This window comes from Pseudoxanthomonas mexicana (genome assembly GCF_010093385.1).
GTDB classification, from domain to species: domain Bacteria; phylum Pseudomonadota; class Gammaproteobacteria; order Xanthomonadales; family Xanthomonadaceae; genus Pseudoxanthomonas_A; species Pseudoxanthomonas_A mexicana.
Genome location: NZ_PDWV01000042.1, coordinates 15,562 through 33,263, shown reverse-complemented (window position 1 = coordinate 33,263; position 17,702 = coordinate 15,562). Strand labels below are relative to the sequence as shown.

Annotated in this window: 17 protein-coding genes; 12 read left to right on the top strand and 5 right to left on the bottom strand. The window is 64.0% G+C overall.

The features are described 5' to 3' along the window. Positions 1-727: 727 nt before the first annotated feature. The 5 genes from CSC76_RS14335 to CSC76_RS14315 form a co-directional block, all read right to left on the bottom strand. Positions 728-1,822: an AI-2E family transporter gene (locus CSC76_RS14335; protein ID WP_162110675.1), complete on the bottom strand. Its 1,095-nt coding sequence runs from the start codon at positions 1,820-1,822 to the stop codon at positions 728-730. Between the two features lie 205 nt (positions 1,823-2,027). Next, a complete protein-coding gene (locus CSC76_RS14330; RefSeq protein ID WP_162110674.1) occupies positions 2,028-2,456 on the bottom strand; it encodes a protein sip-5 in 429 nt (142 codons plus the stop codon). Then, the gene (locus CSC76_RS14325) at positions 2,456-2,947 is read right to left on the bottom strand and encodes a phage holin family protein (RefSeq protein ID WP_162110673.1); all 492 of its coding nucleotides are present in this window, start codon (positions 2,945-2,947) and stop codon (positions 2,456-2,458) included. The genes CSC76_RS14330 and CSC76_RS14325 overlap by 1 nt, the downstream gene beginning before the upstream one ends. A 9-nt stretch (positions 2,948-2,956) precedes the next feature. Then, the gene (locus CSC76_RS14320; protein ID WP_202923540.1) at positions 2,957-3,319 is read right to left on the bottom strand and encodes a hypothetical protein; all 363 of its coding nucleotides are present in this window, start codon (positions 3,317-3,319) and stop codon (positions 2,957-2,959) included. A gap of 176 nt (positions 3,320-3,495) precedes the next feature. After that, positions 3,496-4,965, bottom strand: a complete 1,470-nt coding sequence (locus CSC76_RS14315; RefSeq protein ID WP_162110677.1) for a Do family serine endopeptidase — start codon at positions 4,963-4,965, stop codon at positions 3,496-3,498. Between the two features lie 541 nt (positions 4,966-5,506). Here CSC76_RS14315 and CSC76_RS14310 point away from each other — a divergent pair. From CSC76_RS14310 to CSC76_RS14255, 12 genes are all read left to right on the top strand, one after another. Further along, a complete protein-coding gene (locus CSC76_RS14310; protein ID WP_162110671.1) occupies positions 5,507-7,657 on the top strand; it encodes an adenosylcobalamin-dependent ribonucleoside-diphosphate reductase in 2,151 nt (716 codons plus the stop codon). A 319-nt stretch (positions 7,658-7,976) separates the two neighbouring features. Beyond that, a complete protein-coding gene (locus tag CSC76_RS14305) occupies positions 7,977-8,558 on the top strand; it encodes a hypothetical protein (RefSeq protein WP_162110670.1) in 582 nt (193 codons plus the stop codon). 121 nt (positions 8,559-8,679) lie between these two features. Next, a complete protein-coding gene (locus tag CSC76_RS14300) occupies positions 8,680-9,489 on the top strand; it encodes a TSCPD domain-containing protein (protein WP_162110669.1) in 810 nt (269 codons plus the stop codon). A gap of 88 nt (positions 9,490-9,577) precedes the next feature. After that, on the top strand, positions 9,578-10,126 hold the full coding sequence (locus CSC76_RS14295; RefSeq protein ID WP_162110668.1) for a DUF4433 domain-containing protein: 549 nt from the start codon (positions 9,578-9,580) through the stop codon (positions 10,124-10,126). 17 nt (positions 10,127-10,143) lie between these two features. Next, on the top strand, positions 10,144-11,259 hold the full coding sequence (gene darG, locus CSC76_RS14290; RefSeq protein ID WP_162110667.1) for a type II toxin-antitoxin system antitoxin DNA ADP-ribosyl glycohydrolase DarG: 1,116 nt from the start codon (positions 10,144-10,146) through the stop codon (positions 11,257-11,259). A gap of 481 nt (positions 11,260-11,740) precedes the next feature. After that, on the top strand, positions 11,741-12,643 hold the full coding sequence (locus CSC76_RS14285; protein ID WP_162110666.1) for an LAPAL motif-containing putative phage structural protein: 903 nt from the start codon (positions 11,741-11,743) through the stop codon (positions 12,641-12,643). Between the two features lie 140 nt (positions 12,644-12,783). Continuing rightward, positions 12,784-13,266: a hypothetical protein gene (locus CSC76_RS14280; RefSeq protein ID WP_162110665.1), complete on the top strand. Its 483-nt coding sequence runs from the start codon at positions 12,784-12,786 to the stop codon at positions 13,264-13,266. Positions 13,267-13,329: 63 nt separating this feature from the next. Next, complete coding sequence (locus tag CSC76_RS14275; RefSeq protein WP_162110664.1) at positions 13,330-14,808, top strand: KAP family P-loop NTPase fold protein; 1,479 nt, start codon at positions 13,330-13,332, stop codon at positions 14,806-14,808. 64 nt (positions 14,809-14,872) lie between these two features. Next, entirely contained in the window at positions 14,873-15,625 is a 753-nt protein-coding gene (locus CSC76_RS14270) for a hypothetical protein (RefSeq protein WP_162110663.1), read from the top strand. 176 nt (positions 15,626-15,801) lie between these two features. Further along, positions 15,802-16,125, top strand: coding sequence for a hypothetical protein (locus tag CSC76_RS14265; RefSeq protein WP_162110662.1), 324 nt, complete (start codon positions 15,802-15,804; stop codon positions 16,123-16,125). Positions 16,126-16,147: 22 nt separating this feature from the next. Then, positions 16,148-16,828: a hypothetical protein gene (locus CSC76_RS14260; RefSeq protein ID WP_162110661.1), complete on the top strand. Its 681-nt coding sequence runs from the start codon at positions 16,148-16,150 to the stop codon at positions 16,826-16,828. Next, on the top strand, positions 16,825-17,244 hold the full coding sequence (locus CSC76_RS14255; RefSeq protein WP_162110660.1) for a hypothetical protein: 420 nt from the start codon (positions 16,825-16,827) through the stop codon (positions 17,242-17,244). Before CSC76_RS14260 ends, CSC76_RS14255 begins: the two co-directional genes overlap by 4 nt. The last annotated feature ends 458 nt before the right edge of the window (positions 17,245-17,702 follow it).

The following is a 17,702-nucleotide window of genomic DNA, read 5'->3' as shown; positions in this document are numbered from 1 at the left end:
CGGCGTTGGCGTTGATGGCACCCTCCCGAGTGCCTCTCGCCGCTTGGGGTTGCTGGGCCGGCGGGGAGTTCCGCTCAGGTGACAAGCAGGGCGCCGCTCGCCGCGGACTCTCTTCTTTTCTTTGGTTGGGAAAAAAAAGGTGCACAAAAGAACCCCCCCCGGGAGGCCCGCCCGCCGCAAGCGGCGGGTGCGCAGTCCCGGCGGGAATTTTCGGACGGGGCCTCCTGCCCCGGCCGAAAACGGCGCACATCCTTGTGCGCCGCCCTGCGGGTTTTACCCGCCGGGACTGCCGGACCTAAGGCGCCCCAAAAGCCCGCACGGACAGATCCGGCGTGCACGCCGTTGCCCTGGCTCTTCGGGGTCCCCATGAGGCACGGCGAGTGGGTCGGGCAAAACCCGCAGGGCGCCGTCATGGATGACGGCGTTTCCGTATGGCACAGGGATGTGCCTTACGGAAATTCCCGGCCCGCTCGCGGACCCGGAGCGCAGCGCAGGGCGTGCCGCCTGGGGTGTGTTTCTTTGATTCTTTCTTTGCACAAGCAAAGAAAAGTAGGGCCCCCGCGGCGAGCGGCGCCATGTGTGAAAAAGAAGATCCATCCCGACAGGCACCATGAAATGAAAGCGCCATCGTGGATGTCGCGACAGTCGAGGTAGATCGAACAAACGGTCTTCGTTGCCCCTCACCCCAACCCCTCTCCCGGCGGGAGAGGGGCTTAGAGCACCGCGCTCACTCCAACAACCGCGCCCAGCCTTCCATCCCTTCCACCCGCGCCAGCACCAGCTTCACGCACACCAGCAGCGGCACCGCCAGCAACAATCCGATGATCCCCCATAGCCACCCGAACAGCATCAGCGCCAGGATCAGCACCAGCGGCGACAGCGCCATCCGCCGGCCCAGGATGATCGGGGTGACGATCTGCCCCTCGATCGTGTGCAGCACCAGGTACGCCACCGCCGGTAGCATCGACTGGAATGGCTCCTCGAAGCTGATGAACCCCACCAGCAGCATCGCCACGATCCCGATCAGCGGCCCCACGTACGGCGCGAAATTCAGCAGCGCCGCCATCGTGCCCCACAGCAGCGCCTCGGCCAACGGCAGCCCCAGCAGGTACAGCACGCAGGCGAACACCAGGCCCACCACCGTGTTGATGATGCTGATGGTCAGCACGTAGCGCGATACCTCGCGCTCGATGGAGTGCAGGATCTCCACGGTGAACTTCTTCTGCTGCCGCCCGGGCAGCAGCGCGATGGCGTTGCGTTGCAGGTTCTCGCCGTACACCATGAAGAAGAACGTCAGCAGCACCACCGCCAGCAGCGAGGCCAGCACGCGCGGCGTGGCCAGCAGCTTGCCGTACGGATCGTCGGGCGTGGCCTGCACCACCTGCGGCTGCCGGCCCGTCTGGGTACCGGCGGCGGCGCGGGCGAAGTTCTCGGCCGCCTTGTTCGCGTCCTGCACAGGCTTGGTCAGCTCGCGCAGCTTGGGCGCCAGCTGGCGCATCTCGCGCGGCGCCTGCTGCGCCCATTCCATCGCCGAAGGCAGCATCTTCTGCGCCAGCAGCCCGGTCACGGCCATGCCGCCGATCAGCACGATCACTGCGCCCAGGAAGCGGGGCACGTACAGCCGGCGCAGCACGCGGATGATCGGGTTGCCGACCAGGGCGAAGAACATCGCCAGCAGCACCGGCAGTAGCAGGTCCTGCGCGGCCCACAGCGTGTAGCCGACGGCGAGTGTGGCCAGCACCAGCATCGGCGCGGAGGCGCGCGGGCGAGGCGGCGGCGGAGCGGGGGCAGCGGGCGCGTCGGGTGGGGCAGGTGTGCTCATGGGCAGGTGGCCGCCGGAAGGATGCGCGATTGTGCAACGTCCCCTGTGGGAGCGACGTGAGTCGCGAGCGCGCCCCGATAGCGGCGCCGTATGCAAGAGGGTGAACGCGCCGCAGCGCGTCTGGGAAAAAGAACGGCCGGCTTTCCCCGCGATGGATGGCGTGCGGTCGCGACTGACGTCGCTCCTACAGCAGCCCTGGGAGCCTTCAGCGCTCGGACAGCTCGGTCGCGGCTTCGGCCGGGCGCGGTGCGGTGACCACGATCTCGTCCTCGTCGAAGGCCTCGTCCACCAGCGGCTCCTCGTCGGCCTGCACGTCGGCCTGTTCCTGCGCTTCCTGGGCGGTGTCGGCCGCCTGCTCGGCGGTCTCGGCGGCGGCCGCGGCCTGCGCGGTGGCCAGGAAGCTGGAGACCGCGGTGAACATCTGCATCCAGCGCGCGCCGTTCATGGCGCGAAGCGGCTCGGCGCGGCCGGCCAGGAAGCCGCTGACCAGCCCGGCGATGACGATGCGGCCGGGCGTCCAGCCCTCGCGCCAGGCCTGCTTCAGCGTGGCCCACTGCAGCTGCGCGTGGGTGGCACGCAGCTCGACCCGCTGCTCGGCGCGCTGCACGTGCTGCAGCAGCTTCTCGAAACGCATCACGCGCCTCCGTGGTCGGCGGCGCGCGGATCGTGCGCGGTGCCGGCAGGGGGCGGGTCGTCGTCGATGGCGGCGTCCTCGTCGAACAGGCCCAGCTTGGACAGCTGGCGCCGCGTGGCATGCATGCCGGTGTAGTCGAAGTAGCGCCCCACCTTCCAGGCCGCGAACGCGGTGACCGCCAGGCTCAGCAGCGCGGCCACCGACAGCGACTGGAACCACGAAAAACCGAAGCGCTGCATCAGCGCGATCAGCGCGCCGGTCACCAGCAGCCACGCCGAGGCGCCGAACACGATCGCCACGCACGCCCAGGCCAGTGCACGCCCGAAGGCGCTACGCGCCAGGGCGAAATCGGCGGAGACCAGCCCGCGGAACGCGCGGCCGGCCCCCTTGGCCGAACCGAACGCCGCGCGGCCCGCCGCACCGACGTCCCTCAGGGTGTCGGCCAGGTTGGGCGGCGCGGGGGTGTCTGTATCGCGGGGCGCGTCGCTCACGCGGCGGGCTTACTTGTCGCCGCCGCTGCGTGCCAGCTTGGCGATGATCCAGCCGGCGGCGAAGGCCACGCCGAACGAGGCCAGCGGACGCTCGCGGATCAGGTCTGCGGCGCTGTCGATCAGGTCGCGGCCCTTGTCCATCAGCGCGTCGACCTGCTCGCGCGCGGCACCGCCGCCGGCTTCGGCCGCGGCGATGCCCGACAGCGCGCGGTCGGCCAGCTCGGATTTCACGTTCGCCTTGCCCAGGCGCAGTTCGTCGCCGGCGGCGCTGGCCGCGCCCTTGATCGCTTCGCCAGCGGCCGCGGCGGCCGAGGCCAGGTGCGAACCGGCTTCGCCGAGGTTGGACTTCAAGGCATCGGTGTTGGTGGGCATGCTCATGGGTGTCTCCTGCAGGCGGGGGATGGGACCACTCTAATGCACGGGAGTGAACGGGCTGTTAGATGGGGGGCGGGCGAGAAGTGAGCGGAGAGGAGTGAGGAGTGAGCGGACAGCGGGGCAAGGCACTCACTCCTCACTTCTCACTCCTCTCCACTCACTCCTGCCCTGGTTCACTGCATCAGCAGCCGGCCCGTGCCGCGCCCGCGCAGGATATTGAGCACCAGCTGCGCCGGCTTGCGCTCGAAGCTGGCGCGGAAGCCAGGCAGGTCGCCGAACTCGCCGCTGCTGCTGGCCACGATGATGTCGCCCGGGCGCAGGCCGCTGTTCCATGCGCGGCTGTCGCGCGCCACGTTGCCGACCTGCACGCCGCCCTGCGCACCGCGGATCATGCCGCGCACGGCCTGCCGCGCCGACTCGTCCATCTCCTTCAGGGTGGCGCCGGCCAGGCGCGGATCCAGGCTGGCGCCGTCGGCGCTGCGCGCGCCCTCCTTCAGCGCCACGTTGAGTTGCAGCGGCTTGCCGTCGCGGCGCACGTCCAGCGCCACGCGCGTGCCGACCGGCTGCAGGCCTTCGAAGTTGTGCAGCGCCGCGCGGTTGTCGATGCGCTGGCCGTTGGCCGCCAGCACCACGTCGCCGGGCTGCAGTCCGGCCTCGGCCGCAGCCGAGCCGGGGTAGACGCGGGTCACCAGTGCGCCACGGGGCAGGTCCAGGCCCAGGCCGCGCGCCACGCGCTCGTCCACGTCCTGCGATTCCACCCCGAACGTGCCCCGGCGCACCACGCCGTCGTTGGCGATCAGCTGCTCCATGATGCCGCGCGCCATGTTGATGGGAATGGCGAAGCCCAGGCCGATGTTGCCGGCCATGCTGCCGCGCGGGTTGAAGCTGGCGGTGTTGATGCCGACCAGCCGGCCCTGCAGGTCGACCAGTGCGCCGCCGGAGTTGCCCGGGTTGATCGAGGCGTCGGTCTGGATGAAGTTCTGGTAGCCCGCCACCGGGATGCCGCTGCGGCCCACCGCCGACACGATGCCCGAGGTGACCGTCTGGCCCAGGCCGTAGGGGTTGCCCATCGCCACCACGAAATCGCCGACCTGCAGCTGGTCGCTGTTGGCCATCGGCACGGCGGTCAGGTTCGGGGAGGGGATGCGGATCAGGGCCACGTCGGTGTCCGGGTCCGAGCCGATGAACTCGGCTTCCACCTGGCGACCGTCGCTCAGCGTGACCGACACGCCGTCGGCGTTCTCCACCACGTGGTGGTTGGTCAGCACGTAGCCGCGCGCGGCATCCACGATCACGCCCGAGCCCAGCGCGCGTTCCACCCGCTCGCGCGGCATGTCGGGAATGCCCAGCAGGCGGCGGAAGATCGGGTCGTCGCCGAACGGTCCCAGCGGGCTGGCCACGCGCACGGTCTGCCGGCTGTACACGCTGACCACCGCGGGGGTGACGCGCTTGAGCATGGGCGCCAGCGAAGGCAGCGCCTGCCCGTCCACCGCGGTGGGCAGGGCGGCAGCGGCCGGTACGGCGGCCGCGGCGGCAGGCGCGGCGTTGGCGGGCTTCTGCAGCAGGTCGTTCAGGCCGGTGGCGGCGAACCCGCCGAACGCGGCGGCGGCGGACAGGGCGATCAGGGTGGGGAACGGGCGCAGCGCTTTCTTCATGGTCGGTCGGCAGCTCGTTGCGTCGGAGGGAGCGGGCGCCAGGGGCGTCCCGCGGAACCTGAATGAGTCTGCGCACGGACCCCTAAACCGGCAATGAAGTTCACCCACCGCGCCGCCCTGGCCGGGTCCACCGGGCGACGACGGACGGTGGGTTTAGGGCGATGCAATTGTCATGTCAATCCGGTTGACAGGGGGCACCCCCGGGCGTAGTTTGACGGCTTCGTGCGGACACAAGATGTTGCGGTCCAGCACGAAGCGGACCCAAGCACTGGTGTTTCACGTCGGGCTTTGCGCTTGGGAAATCGGGCGCCTTTGGGGATTGGCGCATGAGGTCGAGGGACGCAGTGGGCAGCACGGCAACGTCAGGGCCCACCACCACAATCCGGCCATCCGGGCAGCGCATCCTGTGCGGCGGCCCGCGCCGGCGTCCCCGTCGTCCGGGTCCGCGATGAGATACCGGGGCAGGCCCAGGCCCGCCCGCCACAGTCATTAGCCAAGTTCCAGTCGTTTTCAGGAGAACAACACAACCATGAGTACGGTGCGCCTCGAGGCGGTCAAGACGGAACAGCCCACCCTGATCCCCATGCAGCCGGCGTCCCAGGACATCTGGGACAAGAAGTACCGGCTGAAGACCAAGCAGGGCGAGGCCCTGGACGCCGACATCGATGGCACCTACCAGCGCGTGGCCCGCGCCCTGGCCGACGCCGAAGCCACCCCCGAGAAGCGCGCCTACTGGTACGAGCGCTTCGTGTGGGCGCTGCGCCGCGGCGCCATCCCGGCCGGCCGCATCACCTCCAACGCCGGCGCCCAGCAGCACAAGCCGGCCACCAGCACCATCAACTGCACCGTGTCCGGCACCATCGAGGACTCGATGGACGGCATCCTGGAGAAGGTCCACGAGGCGGGCCTCACCCTGAAGGCCGGTTGCGGCATCGGCTACGAGTTCAGCACCCTGCGTCCGAAGGGCGCCTTCGTCGCCGGCGCCGGTGCCTACACCTCCGGCCCGATGTCCTTCATGGATATCTACGACAAGATGTGCTTCACCGTCTCCAGCGCCGGCGGCCGCCGCGGCGCGCAGATGGGCACGTTCGAGATCTCGCACCCGGACGTGAAGGACTTCATCCGCGCCAAGCGCGAAGACGGCCGCCTGCGCCAGTTCAACCTGTCGCTGCTGATCACCGACGGCTTCATGCAGGCCGTGGACCAGGACGCCGACTGGCCGCTGGTGTTCCCGGTGAACATCAAGGAGAAGGGCGACATCGACATCGAGGACGCCGCCCAGGTCGTCTGGCGCGAGTGGCCCACCCACAAGAACTACATCGTCCGCGACGACGGCCTGGTGGCCTGCAAGATCTACGGCCACATCCGCGCCCGCCACCTGTGGGACATGATCATGGTCTCGACGTACGACTACGCCGAGCCGGGCTTCATCCTGATCGACCGCGTCAACGAGATGAACAACAACTGGTGGTGCGAGACCATCCGCGCCACCAACCCGTGCGGCGAGCAGCCGCTGCCGCCGTACGGCGCCTGCCTGCTGGGCTCGGTCAACCTGACCACCTTCGTGCGCGACCCCTTCACCGACCAGGCCCGTTTCGACTGGGAGGAATACAAGGAAGTCGTGCGCGTGTTCACCCGCATGCTGGACAACGTGGTCGAAGTGAACGGCCTGCCGCTGCCGCAGCAGCAGGCGGAGATCCTGCGCAAGCGCCGCCACGGCATGGGCTTCCTGGGCCTGGGCAGCACCCTGACCATGCTCAAGCACAAGTACGGCAGCGCCGAGTCCTGCGAGTTCACCGAAGCCATCGCCCGCGAGATGGCCGTGGCCGGCTGGGAAATGGGCCTGGCCCTGGCGAAGGAGAAGGGTCCGGCGCCGATCATGGACGAGCTGTTCACCGTCACCGCCGCCATGCTGCGCCAGCGCCCGGAAATGGCGAAGGACGGCTGGAAGGTCGGCCAGGAGATCCCCGGCAAGGTGCTGCACGCCAAGTACAGCCGCTACATGCAGCGCGTGGCCGAAGTCGCGCCTGACCTGGTGGACGAGCTGGCCGAAGTGGGCAGCCGCTTCACCCACCACAGCTCCATCGCGCCCACCGGCACCATCAGCCTGTCGCTGGCCAACAACGCCAGCAACGGCATCGAGCCCTCGTTCGCGCACCACTACAGCCGCAACGTGATCCGCGAAGGCAAGAAGTCCAAGGAAAAGGTGGACGTCTACTCCTACGAGCTGCTGGCATACCGCGAGCTGGTCAACCCCAAGGCCATGCCGTTCTCGGACGACCCGGACGCCAGGCTGCCCGATTACTTCATCGCCGCCGACGACATCTCCCCCAAGGAGCACGTGGACGTGCAGGCCGCCGCGCAGAAGTGGGTGGACAGCTCCATCTCCAAGACCGCCAACGTGCCCACGGACTACCCGTACGAGCAGTTCAAGGACATCTACCGCTACGCCCACCAGCAGGGCCTGAAGGGCTGCACCACGTTCCGCTTCAACCCGGCCGCCTTCCAGGGCGTGCTGGTGAAGGAAGCGGATCTGGAGAACACCACCTACCGCTTCGAGCTGGAAGACGGCAACGTCATCGAGGTCAAGGGCAACGAGCAGATCGAGTACGACGGCGAGATGCACACCGCCGCCAACCTGTTCGACGCGTTGAAGGAAGGCTACTACGGCAAGTTCTGAGGCACCTGTCTTACCCCTCTCCCCGGGTGGGAGAGGGTGCCCCGAAGGGGCGGGAGAGGGGAGCGAGCGCAGCGAGCTGCTCTTGCTCCATGCGAAAAGCGGCCCCTCATCCGCCTTCGGCACCTTCTCCCCGCTCGCGGGGAGAAGGAGAGGCAAGAACCTCTCCCCGCGTGTGGGGAGAAGGAGAGGCCACCATCCCCGCCCGCGGGGAGAGCGGCTCCAGAAAGTTGAACCAAAGATTCACCGGTTTCACCGTTCCACCCCGCGCCATCGGGTATAGCATCGGCAGCGTCACAACCTCGCCCACAAGGAGGGCAGCATGAGCAACGGTAATGGTGTCACGGCGACGCTTTCCGGCGCCGCCGAGAGCGTGAAGGAAACAGTGGCCGGCATCGGCGAAGCGGTGGCCTCCACCGCCAGCGAGACGGTCGCCAAGGCCAAGAAGGCGGCCAAGAAGGCGCGCAAGACGGTCACTGCCGATATCGCCAAGGCGAAGAAGGCCGTGGCCAAGCGCACCGACAAGGCCACCAAGGCGGTGAAGAAGACCGTCGCCAAGGCGAAGAAGACGCTGGCCGCGGCCAGTGCCAGCGCCAAGGCCGAAGCCGCCAGCCTGCAGAAGAAGGTGACCGGCAAGAAGGCCGCGAAGAAGGCGACCAAGAAGTCGGCCGCCAAGAAGGCCACCAAGAAGGCGGCCAGCAAGAAGGCCACGGCCAAGAAGGCGGTGAAGAAGACCGTCCGCAAGGCCGCCGCCAAGAAGGCGCCGGCCAAGAAGGCAGTGAAGAAGGTCGCCCGCAAGGCGCCCGTGAAGAAGGCGGCGAAGAAAGCCGCTCCGAAGAAAGCGGCCAAGAAGGCCGTCCGCAAGGCCCCGAAGAAAGCCGCGAAAAAAGCGGCCCGTAAGTAAGACCTGATGCTTCACCCCTCCTCCCCCGGGTCCGGGGGAGGGTTGGGGCGGTCGCCGGCCCGGAAGGCCAGGCCCCGCCCATCGACGACAACTTTCAGAACACGAACAGGATTCTCCCGTCATGGCCGTCAAGATCGACAAGAAAATCAAGGGCTACAGCGTCCTCACCCCGGAAGACAAGGCGCGCGAAGCCGCAGCGCCGGTCCCCACGGCGTCGGTGGCGCGCGAGACGGTGGAAAAGGAAACCCCGCAGGACAACATCATCCAGATGCACGAGCGCATCGAGCGCCCGGAAGTCCTGATCGGCAGCACCTACAAGATCAAGTCGCCGCTGGTGGAGCACGCCATGTACGTGACCATCAACGACATCGTGCTGAACGCCGGCACGGAGCACGAGCTGCGTCGTCCGTTCGAGATCTTCGTCAACAGCAAGTCCATGGAGCACTTCCAGTGGATCGTGGCGCTGACGCGCATCATGTCGGCGGTGTTCCGCAAGGGCGGCGACGTGACGTTCCTGGTGGACGAGATGAAGGCGGTGTTCGATCCGCGCGGCGGCTACTTCAAGGCCGGTGGCGTGTACATGCCGTCGCTGGTGGCGGAGCTGGGCGCCATCGTGGAAGAGCACATGAAGTCGATCGGCCTGATCCACGATCCGGAAATGAGTGCGCACCAGCGCGCCATCTTGGCCGAGAAGCGCAAGCAGTACGAAGACCGCGCAAAAAAAAACGCTGACGTAAGCGCGGCCCCCGCCGCCGCGCCCGCCGCACCGGCCGCGCCCGCCCTGGGCGCCGCCGAGGACATCGCCGTGACCGGCGATGGCGCCAGCTTCCCGCCCTCTGCAACCCTGTGCCACAAGTGCAGCACCAAGGCGCTCGTGATCATGGATGGGTGCGCGACGTGCTTGAACTGTGGTTATTCGAAGTGCGGGTGAGCGGCTGATCGAGCATCAGCCAAGCCGCATGAATTAAGGGTGCTCAGCAATGGATTCACGTGTAACTGAGCTTCAGTGCATCATGCCGATGTCCAACATCGCGTCGATTCAGGCGAATGGCATACTTTCATACGAGCGTGCATCGAAGCTGGCGCACAAATCAGTAGCGATGCAACCCGTACAGGATCTTCGTGATCAGAAGCAGGTCCCAGGTGGCTTGCGATTGCATCAGTATGCGAATCTATACTTCCATGCAAGAAATCCAATGCTATACAAGCGCCTCAATGAGGCTGCCTCTCTCTGCGTGCTTCGTGTTTCAACGGCGGTGCTTAAAATTCAGGGCGCCGTAATTACCGATCAGAACGCGGCCGGCAAGTACGTGAGATTCCTCGCGCCCGCGCAATGGCGGCAGTTGGACTTTGATGACATCTTCGCATTGAGCTGGAAGCATCCTGACGACCAGATTGCTGAGTGGCGGCACAAATCCAGGAAGTGTGCTGAAGTGCTGATTCCGCACGTTGTGACGCCCGCGAATGTAGTGGGCGCTTATGTGATAGATGCGCGGGCAGAAGCCCGGCTGCGTGAAGAGGGATTTCGGGCGCCCATAACGGTGGATAAGGTACTATTCTTCGGCTAAGAACGCGGAGTATGGCTATGTTCACGACCACGATTGGTGACATGTTTGAGAGCGGCGCGCAAACGCTGGTCAATACTGTCAATTGCGTTGGCGTGATGGGTAAGGGCGTCGCTGAAGTATTCAAGAAGCGATATCCGGCCATGTTCGAAGATTACGAGCGCCGGTGTGGGCGCGGAGAGGTTCGTTTGGGCGAGCCATATCTGTATCGTGATCTTTCTGGGACGATGATTGTCAACTTCCCTACTAAGGATCACTGGCGTTCGTCCTCGAGATTGGCGGACATAGAGCGAGGACTTGATCATCTTGTGCGCCACGTTAGGGAATGGGGGGTCACCAGCCTCGCGATGCCGCCGCTAGGATGCGGCAACGGCGGTCTGGATTGGAAAGAGGTTGGGCCTCTCATCTATAGGAAGTTGCGCAACGAATCGCTCGATGTGGAGCTTTATGCGCCTTATGGCACGCCTAAGAATCAATTGACTGAGGAGTTTCTGGCGGCTCCTTCGCAAATGTCCTTGGAGGGAAAGGGTAGTAGACAGAAGAAGCTCAACTCTCAGTGGGTTGTGCTTATGGAAGTTCTTCGCGAGCTTCAGGAACAGCCTTACGCGAATCCGGTCGGACGAACGATCTTTCAGAAGATCTGCTATCTCGTGACTGAAATGGGTGTGGATACGGGTCTTTCATTTGGTAAGGGGTCTTACGGCCCGTTCTCTGATGATGTGAAGCTTGTCTTACACGATTTTGCGAACAGGAACTGGATTCAGGAGGAGACGCTCGGAAAGATGGTTGCGTTGCGAGTAGGGTCCGAGTACCTGCATGACAGGTCAAAGTACTCTGGCGAAATAGCAATTCATAGAAAGAAGATCGAGAAGACAGTCGATCTATTTAGTCGCATTAAGAGCACGGAGCAGGCGGAAGAGGTGATGACCGTTCTGTACGCTTGCCGACAAATAAAAAAGGAAGTTCCGAGGGCTGATGTAGAAGAGCAACAGGTTTACGACTACATAATTGACTGGAAGAAGTCTTGGAACAGTCCTGAGAAGCATGAGGCAGTGGCTACCGCAATTAGAAACTTGGTCATCTTGGGGTGGGTGCGCGCTCGCTTGAGTGAGTCAATGCTGGAGAAGTACTGCTAGTTCCTAGTGCTTAGGATGGGTGCAGCGAAGCCGTACCTATCAACCGGGACGACAAGGCAAAGGGATGCCATGGAACGTCAGGAGCCCAGGCTCGACAAGGCCATGCAGGACGTGGAGTTCCGTCCGCGCTCCTATCTGGCCCATCACTGCCATTCCCCTCGCGCGACAGCGACGCCGTCGCCCAGCGGATGGACTTCCACTATTGCGGGCCGATGGACTGCTGCTACCTGTCCAGGGAGAGCTTAGCCGACGCCCGCCGGGCGGACGCCATCGCGGCTGCCTGGGCGGTCGGTTCGGGTACCCTGCGCTCGGGCCATTGCGGTGGCGCCATTGGGGAGGGGTGGCTGACCGCCGTCCCTTTCCCGTTCAAGGGCTTGGGCGGTCCGACCCACTGACATGCCACCGGTGGCCCACAGGCACCGGTCGTGCAAAACTCCCAAGGGGGCTTCAGTCGCAAGGGCTGACACGGAGGGGATGCAGGATGCAGATCGTTGAGCAACACGAGGAGCCCGGCGTGGGCATCCTTCTGACGTACAAAGGTCCGTCCGTCGATGATGGGTCGATGGATGTCTATGCGGCCGCCGCAAACATGGTGGCCTTCTCGAACTACGTGGTCGCCGCGACCAAGCAGCTCTACGGGGACGTTGAGGTCAAGGCTGAGGTCAAGGCCTTCCAGCACGGCTCGTTCGAGACGGACCTGATGTTCCAAGTCGTCGGACTTGGGGTGACCGTGCTCACGGCGACGCCTGACGTGCGGAGCGTACTGACGGCAATAAAGGAGTCATTGGACCTCTTCAAGTTCTTGAAGGGCGAGCCTCCGCAGAAGGTCGAGCACACCGACCAGAGCAACAACGTCACCGTGACCAACGTCAAGGGAAACGTCATTATCGTGCAGACGGAGTCCCTTAACCTGACGATGGACGAGAAGGCTGGCAAAGCCGCCGCCCAGTTCATAGGCGAGGCGCTATCAAAGCCCGGCGTTAACAAGATCGAGATCCAGTCGGAGGGGCGGCAGATAGCCGCTGCCACCCAAGAAGATGCGCCCTTTTTCCACGCCATCGTTGACGAAACTCCGATCGTCGAGCAGACGATCGAGATGGGTCTCACGATCCAGGAGCCCAGCTTTAAGGACGGCAGCGGGCACAAGTGGACGATGTGGGACGGCGAGGCCTCGCTACAGTACGCAATGGAGGACGAGAACTTCATCGCCCGCATCGACAACGGCGAATCCTTCCGGAAGGGCGATGTGCTCATCTGCGACGTAAAGTTCACGCAGACGCGTGCGGGCTCAAAGCTCAAGATTCAGCGGACGATACTTAAGGTGCACGACCACAAAGATGGCTACGAACAGACCGAGTTCGACCTCGGGGTCCGCGACGAGTAGCGCCAACGTTGTCGTGGTGTGTTCGTAGAGATGACCATAGGTTGGGGTGAGCTTGCGAACCCCAACATCGGGAAGTGGCGCGTAGGTTGGATTGAAAGAAGCGATACCCAAAAATCGGGGCGATAAGGCAAGGGGATGCCATGGAACGTCAGGAGCCCAGGTTCGACAAGGACTTGAAGGACGTGGAGTTTCGTCCACGCACCTATCGCGGCCCGTCGTTGCCGACCGCTTCCCATCGCAATGAAGGCTTTGCCTGGAAGATCGGCGTGGCCGTCGGCGTCGGCGTGCTGGTCGCGCTGCTGATCTTCAATGCCTACGAGCGCCACCAGGCCCGGCGCGATGCTGAAGAAGCCGTACGCCTGATCCAGCAGGAAACCGCCAAGCTGGAACGCGAGATGCAGGCCGCCATCCGCACGGCCACCGTCCCGCCACCCCGTCCCGCGCCCGTCATCCATCCCATCCCGCCCGGCTACCGCTGCACCGGCGGCACGCTGCTGTATCGCGACGGCAACGCTTGGACCCAGATCACGGCGCGGTCCAATCACGTCTACTGCCCGCTGGATGGAAAGTCCGCGGACGACTGCTATCCGGTGACGCCCCGAAGTGTCGGGTGTGTCCGTTGATCTCAATGGCGGCCAGGCGCTAGTCGGGCTGCACAAACGAAGTCTACGGTGAAGAGGTTATGTATGTCTGAGCAAGTATCGTGGGCTCGTGATACGTTGGAGCGGAAGGACCTCGCTCAGTTCTTATCAGTGGCACTGACAAACTTGTCGTCTGCGAGTACAGGCGAAGGAAAGGGTGGCCTGACGGTTGCGCTGGATGCGGAGTGGGGTGCTGGCAAGACGTTCTTTGTGAAGGAGTGGATGAAGGATCTTCGGGCTGCAAGCCATCCTGTCGTCTACTTTGATGCTTGGGCCAATGATCTGGGCGAAGAGGCGTCGGTCGCCCTGATGGCAGAGATCCTGGGTGGCCTTGATGAGTGGCGGAGAAGGCTTCCTGGAAGCAAGGGTTTGGCAACTTCAGCAAGTGATCTGACGAAGCAAACAGTTAGGAGTTTGCGCGCCGCCCTTCTCCCCGCTGCGGGCGTTATAGCCAAAGGGTTAGTGAAGAAGGCTACGGGAGTTGTCGTCGATGACGTTATTGAGTCGTTCGGCGCAACCGATGAAGAGGATGGCGCAACTTCAGCTGATGCGGTGGTGGACGGTGCACTTGATAAGTTGTTTGAGAAGGCAATCGAGGCTCACGGCACTCGCAAGAAGGCGGTTGCCGAATTTAAAGAGAATCTCACCGGGCTGATCAGTCTCCTTAGTGAAAGCGCCGGTGCTTCGCTCCCGCTGTTCGTCTTTATCGATGAGCTTGATCGGTGTAGACCTTCCTACGCCTTGAAGATGCTGGAAGAGGTAAAACATATTTTTGGGATATCAGGCGTTGTCTATGTCATATCAACAAACATAGACCAGCTTCAAAACTCAGTTCGAGCTGTTTATGGCGCCGAGTTCGATGGGCGCGGCTACCTGAGGAGAATGTTCGATAAAGAATACTCGCTACCAGTTCCAACTGCGGACGCAATAGCGATGGTGGTGGAGGATCGCCTCGCCGCGCTAGTGAAATCGGATGACGTGAAGGGTATTCCCCGGGCTGCTCAAGGTAAGGCGCTGAAGCCCTGGGGGCTTGTCGCTCGAGCCATGATGCCAAGCGATATTCGCAGCCAAAAGCAAACGGTTTCGTTGATATGCGAGGTCTATCCCTCTCTTGAGGGGTCTGTTCATCTGCTTTGGCTTTACTACTTGGCGTCGCTGTATCGAACAAACAGAGAAATGCTTGATCGGTGGGTAATGGGCGGCGTGCCTAAGGCAGATATCAAGCGGTTTGTTGTGGCTAGTCTTAAGCTCGACGTTGAAATTCCGTACATGGCTACGACCGATCGCTTCGGTCATGACAAGCGGGAAGCGTCGACAACGCTTAGTGAGGTCATCCATGAGTACATGCGTATGAGCGTGATGGAGAACGATGCTCTTCGGCAGCACGCTCGATTCGATGGCTATTCGTATCCAAGGGTGCTAGCGATCGATGTAGTAGACGGCCAAGTAAGGGGAGATACGCGGCTTGCTAGTTATGCTCCTTTAGTGCGAAGTGCCGGCTATCTAACGACCGGCCCTCACTAGCTTGATAAGTAGCACGTAGGATGACTTAAGCGGAGTGATACTCGTCGCTCTGGATGGTGACACCATGCGAAGCAAAGCCATGACGCATCGAGTTTATGAAGCGCTGGGGAGGGCCCTGATTCTCGAGTCATGCAGTGCCAGCGTACTTGTCGGCTTGCTCGCGGTCTTCGAGACGGCTCTGCCCGCCGTCGCCGAACCTGCCGATGAGCGAACCGTCGAGACGCTTGTCTTCGTGGGAGAGCTGGTCTCCATGGAGCCCATGCCCGACCCCTGCGAGGAAGAGCGCAAGCGCACCGGCACGCCGGGCTGCATCTTCATGGACGACCTCTACCGCGCCCGTTATCGCGTGGTGCAGCCCGTGGCGGGCACGACGGCGAACACCGAGGTCACCTTCCAAGTGGCCGACCACTACGGCTTCCCCGCCTTCGCCAACACCCCGCATGCCTTGCTGTTCGTCGCCGTCACCGACGATGGCAACTGGCTGCACAAGTACCAGGGCGTTCCCATGCATCGCACCACGAACGGCCAATGGGCGGCCTGCGGCGAAGTGGATTACCGGGGCGTCGACGAGGCGCTATCCCATCGCGCGAAACCGCTGACATTCGCTGAGCCCGTCGCCCGGCGTGACGCAGTACCGCGGGAAGCGTGGAAGCGGATGCAGTCCTGGTGGAAGGAGCGTCCCGACACCTACCGCATCAAGGACGGCCAAGTCCGTTGCCTCAAGGGCATTCCCGTGCAAGAGGCCTACGAGATCGTCAGGCAGGGCGTGATGAAGGCGCGCGAGGTGCCCCTGCCGCCCTGGCCCACAGAGCAATGATCCATCGCTGCGCGCGCAAGATTGGCTGAGCGAATCGGCTTTCAACAGCGAAGCCGGTCTACCCATCGGTCGGGACGGCTTGGCCGACACCGTCGACGGCATCGTCGCCGCTGTGACCGCCTGACGGATGAGACAGCACGTGGCATAGTCCCAGCGCATAGGCCTTGGGGAAGGGCATGACCATCCGCGACTACCTGCGCCGGCAAAAGGCGCGCTACCTCGGTATCGGCACCTCTTGCCTGGTGCTCGCCGCCGGCTTGATCCTCGCTCACGGTATGTCGGCCTGGGCCGTCTACAGCGCGGCCGCATTTGTTTTCATACTGGGCTACCTGACCTGCCTGGTCCTTTCGCGCAGCATTGCGTGCCCACGCTGCAAGAGTGCCGTGGGCGGCTACACCACCTGGCTCAACCTCCGTACTTCTGGCTCTGTCCGCCGCATGAACTATTGCGCCGGCTGCGGCACCAGCTTCGACGAGCCTGTGATAGCCCCACGCAGCTAACCATTCCCACAAGGGCCGTGCCATGCCGACGAACGACGCACTCAGCTTCACCGAACTGGAGCGCCGCCTGCGCGCCGTGCCTGATGGCCCGGCAGGCATTCTCAACACCCCACCGCTTTACCGCATCGCCAACATGGTGGGTGGTGCGGGACTCGTTGTCGCGCTCATCCCCCTTGTCCTGGTCCGCCTCATTCCGGCAGCCCCATGGATGATCACCATGGTGCAGATCGGCTTCTCCGTCATGGTGGTGGCGTGGTTGCCGGTGTATGTCCGCCAACTCTGGACGCTGGTCGCCTCCATGTGGAAATGGCGGCAGGAACAGGCGGAGCAGCTCGACCACGACCGCCCCGAATTCGAGGCGATCATGACGTGGTTGTGCCAGCAGCCGACAGACGCACTGACCGAATGCCAGTGCATGGTGGCACTGGCGCATCGCCAACTCGTAGCGAAGCTGGGTCTACTGGCTGGGGGACTCGACCGCCTCGGTGTGCTGCCGGCCCTGGTGGCCGCGTATCTGTTCCTGCGCAATGTCGGCGACATTCTCGACATGCCCACGTGGGAACTGCTGATCGCCGCCTTCCTGATCCTCCTGTGGCTGATCATCGTGGCAGCCACCTTGATGCGCATCCGCCTGCAATTCTATGAAGCACTGCTGTCCGAGGCACTGATGGCTAAGACGCGGTCGGGCGCGGTGGCGCAATGAGCGAGTTCCCCAATCCCTACCAGGCTTCAAATGCGCCGCTTCCCGTGCTGGAGCACCCAGCTGTACCTCCGGCGCTCTTGGCGACACTCGCGTGCTACCTGGCGCACTACGCGCTGGAAGTGGCGTCGATGTGGCGAAGTGCGCTGGGAACGGTCGAGCTCTTCCTTCCCATCGCCCTGGTCAACGGGATCTATTGCCTCGCCATGTGCTTCGCCCTGTGGCGTCGATGGCGGTGGGCGAGAGTCTGGTTGGTGATCACCACCGTGCTCTCCGCTTTCGTGTTGCTGATGTTCGTGCGCCGTGGCATGTGGACCACGGAGTGGCTTACCGGCCTATCGTCCCTGCTGCGCATCGCCGTGGTACCGATGCTCTTCCTGCCTTCGGTTCGCCGCTGGTTCGCACCTCGCCGCGCGTGATGTGCGCGGTGGGCCAGGGCCCACCCTACGCGTCGCGTGCCACACAGCTCCACGACGGATCGCAGTCCTGGCGCCATCGATTGCCCTCCGAGCCCCACCCGCAAGGCACCGAGCCCCATCGAAGGCTTTCGGAAAGCCATCTGTCTCACATTGAGCCCCACACATCACACTCGGAATGCCATCAATGGCACGCCGAGCCCCGCACATCACACAACGAGCCCGGGACATCACACTCAGAGCCCCATCGATGGCTTTCAGAAGGCCATCTGTCTCACATTGAGCCCGGCAGATCGCATTCCGAGCTCCATCGATCGCGCGCCGAGCCCCATCGCTCACACTCAGAGCCCCATCGATCACGCCCGACACCCCGTCGCTCCCCGCTGACACGTGGCATACCGCGCATCTCACACTGCGAATGTGAGAGGCAATCGCGCGCGGCGCGCGCTAGCCTGCCAGGG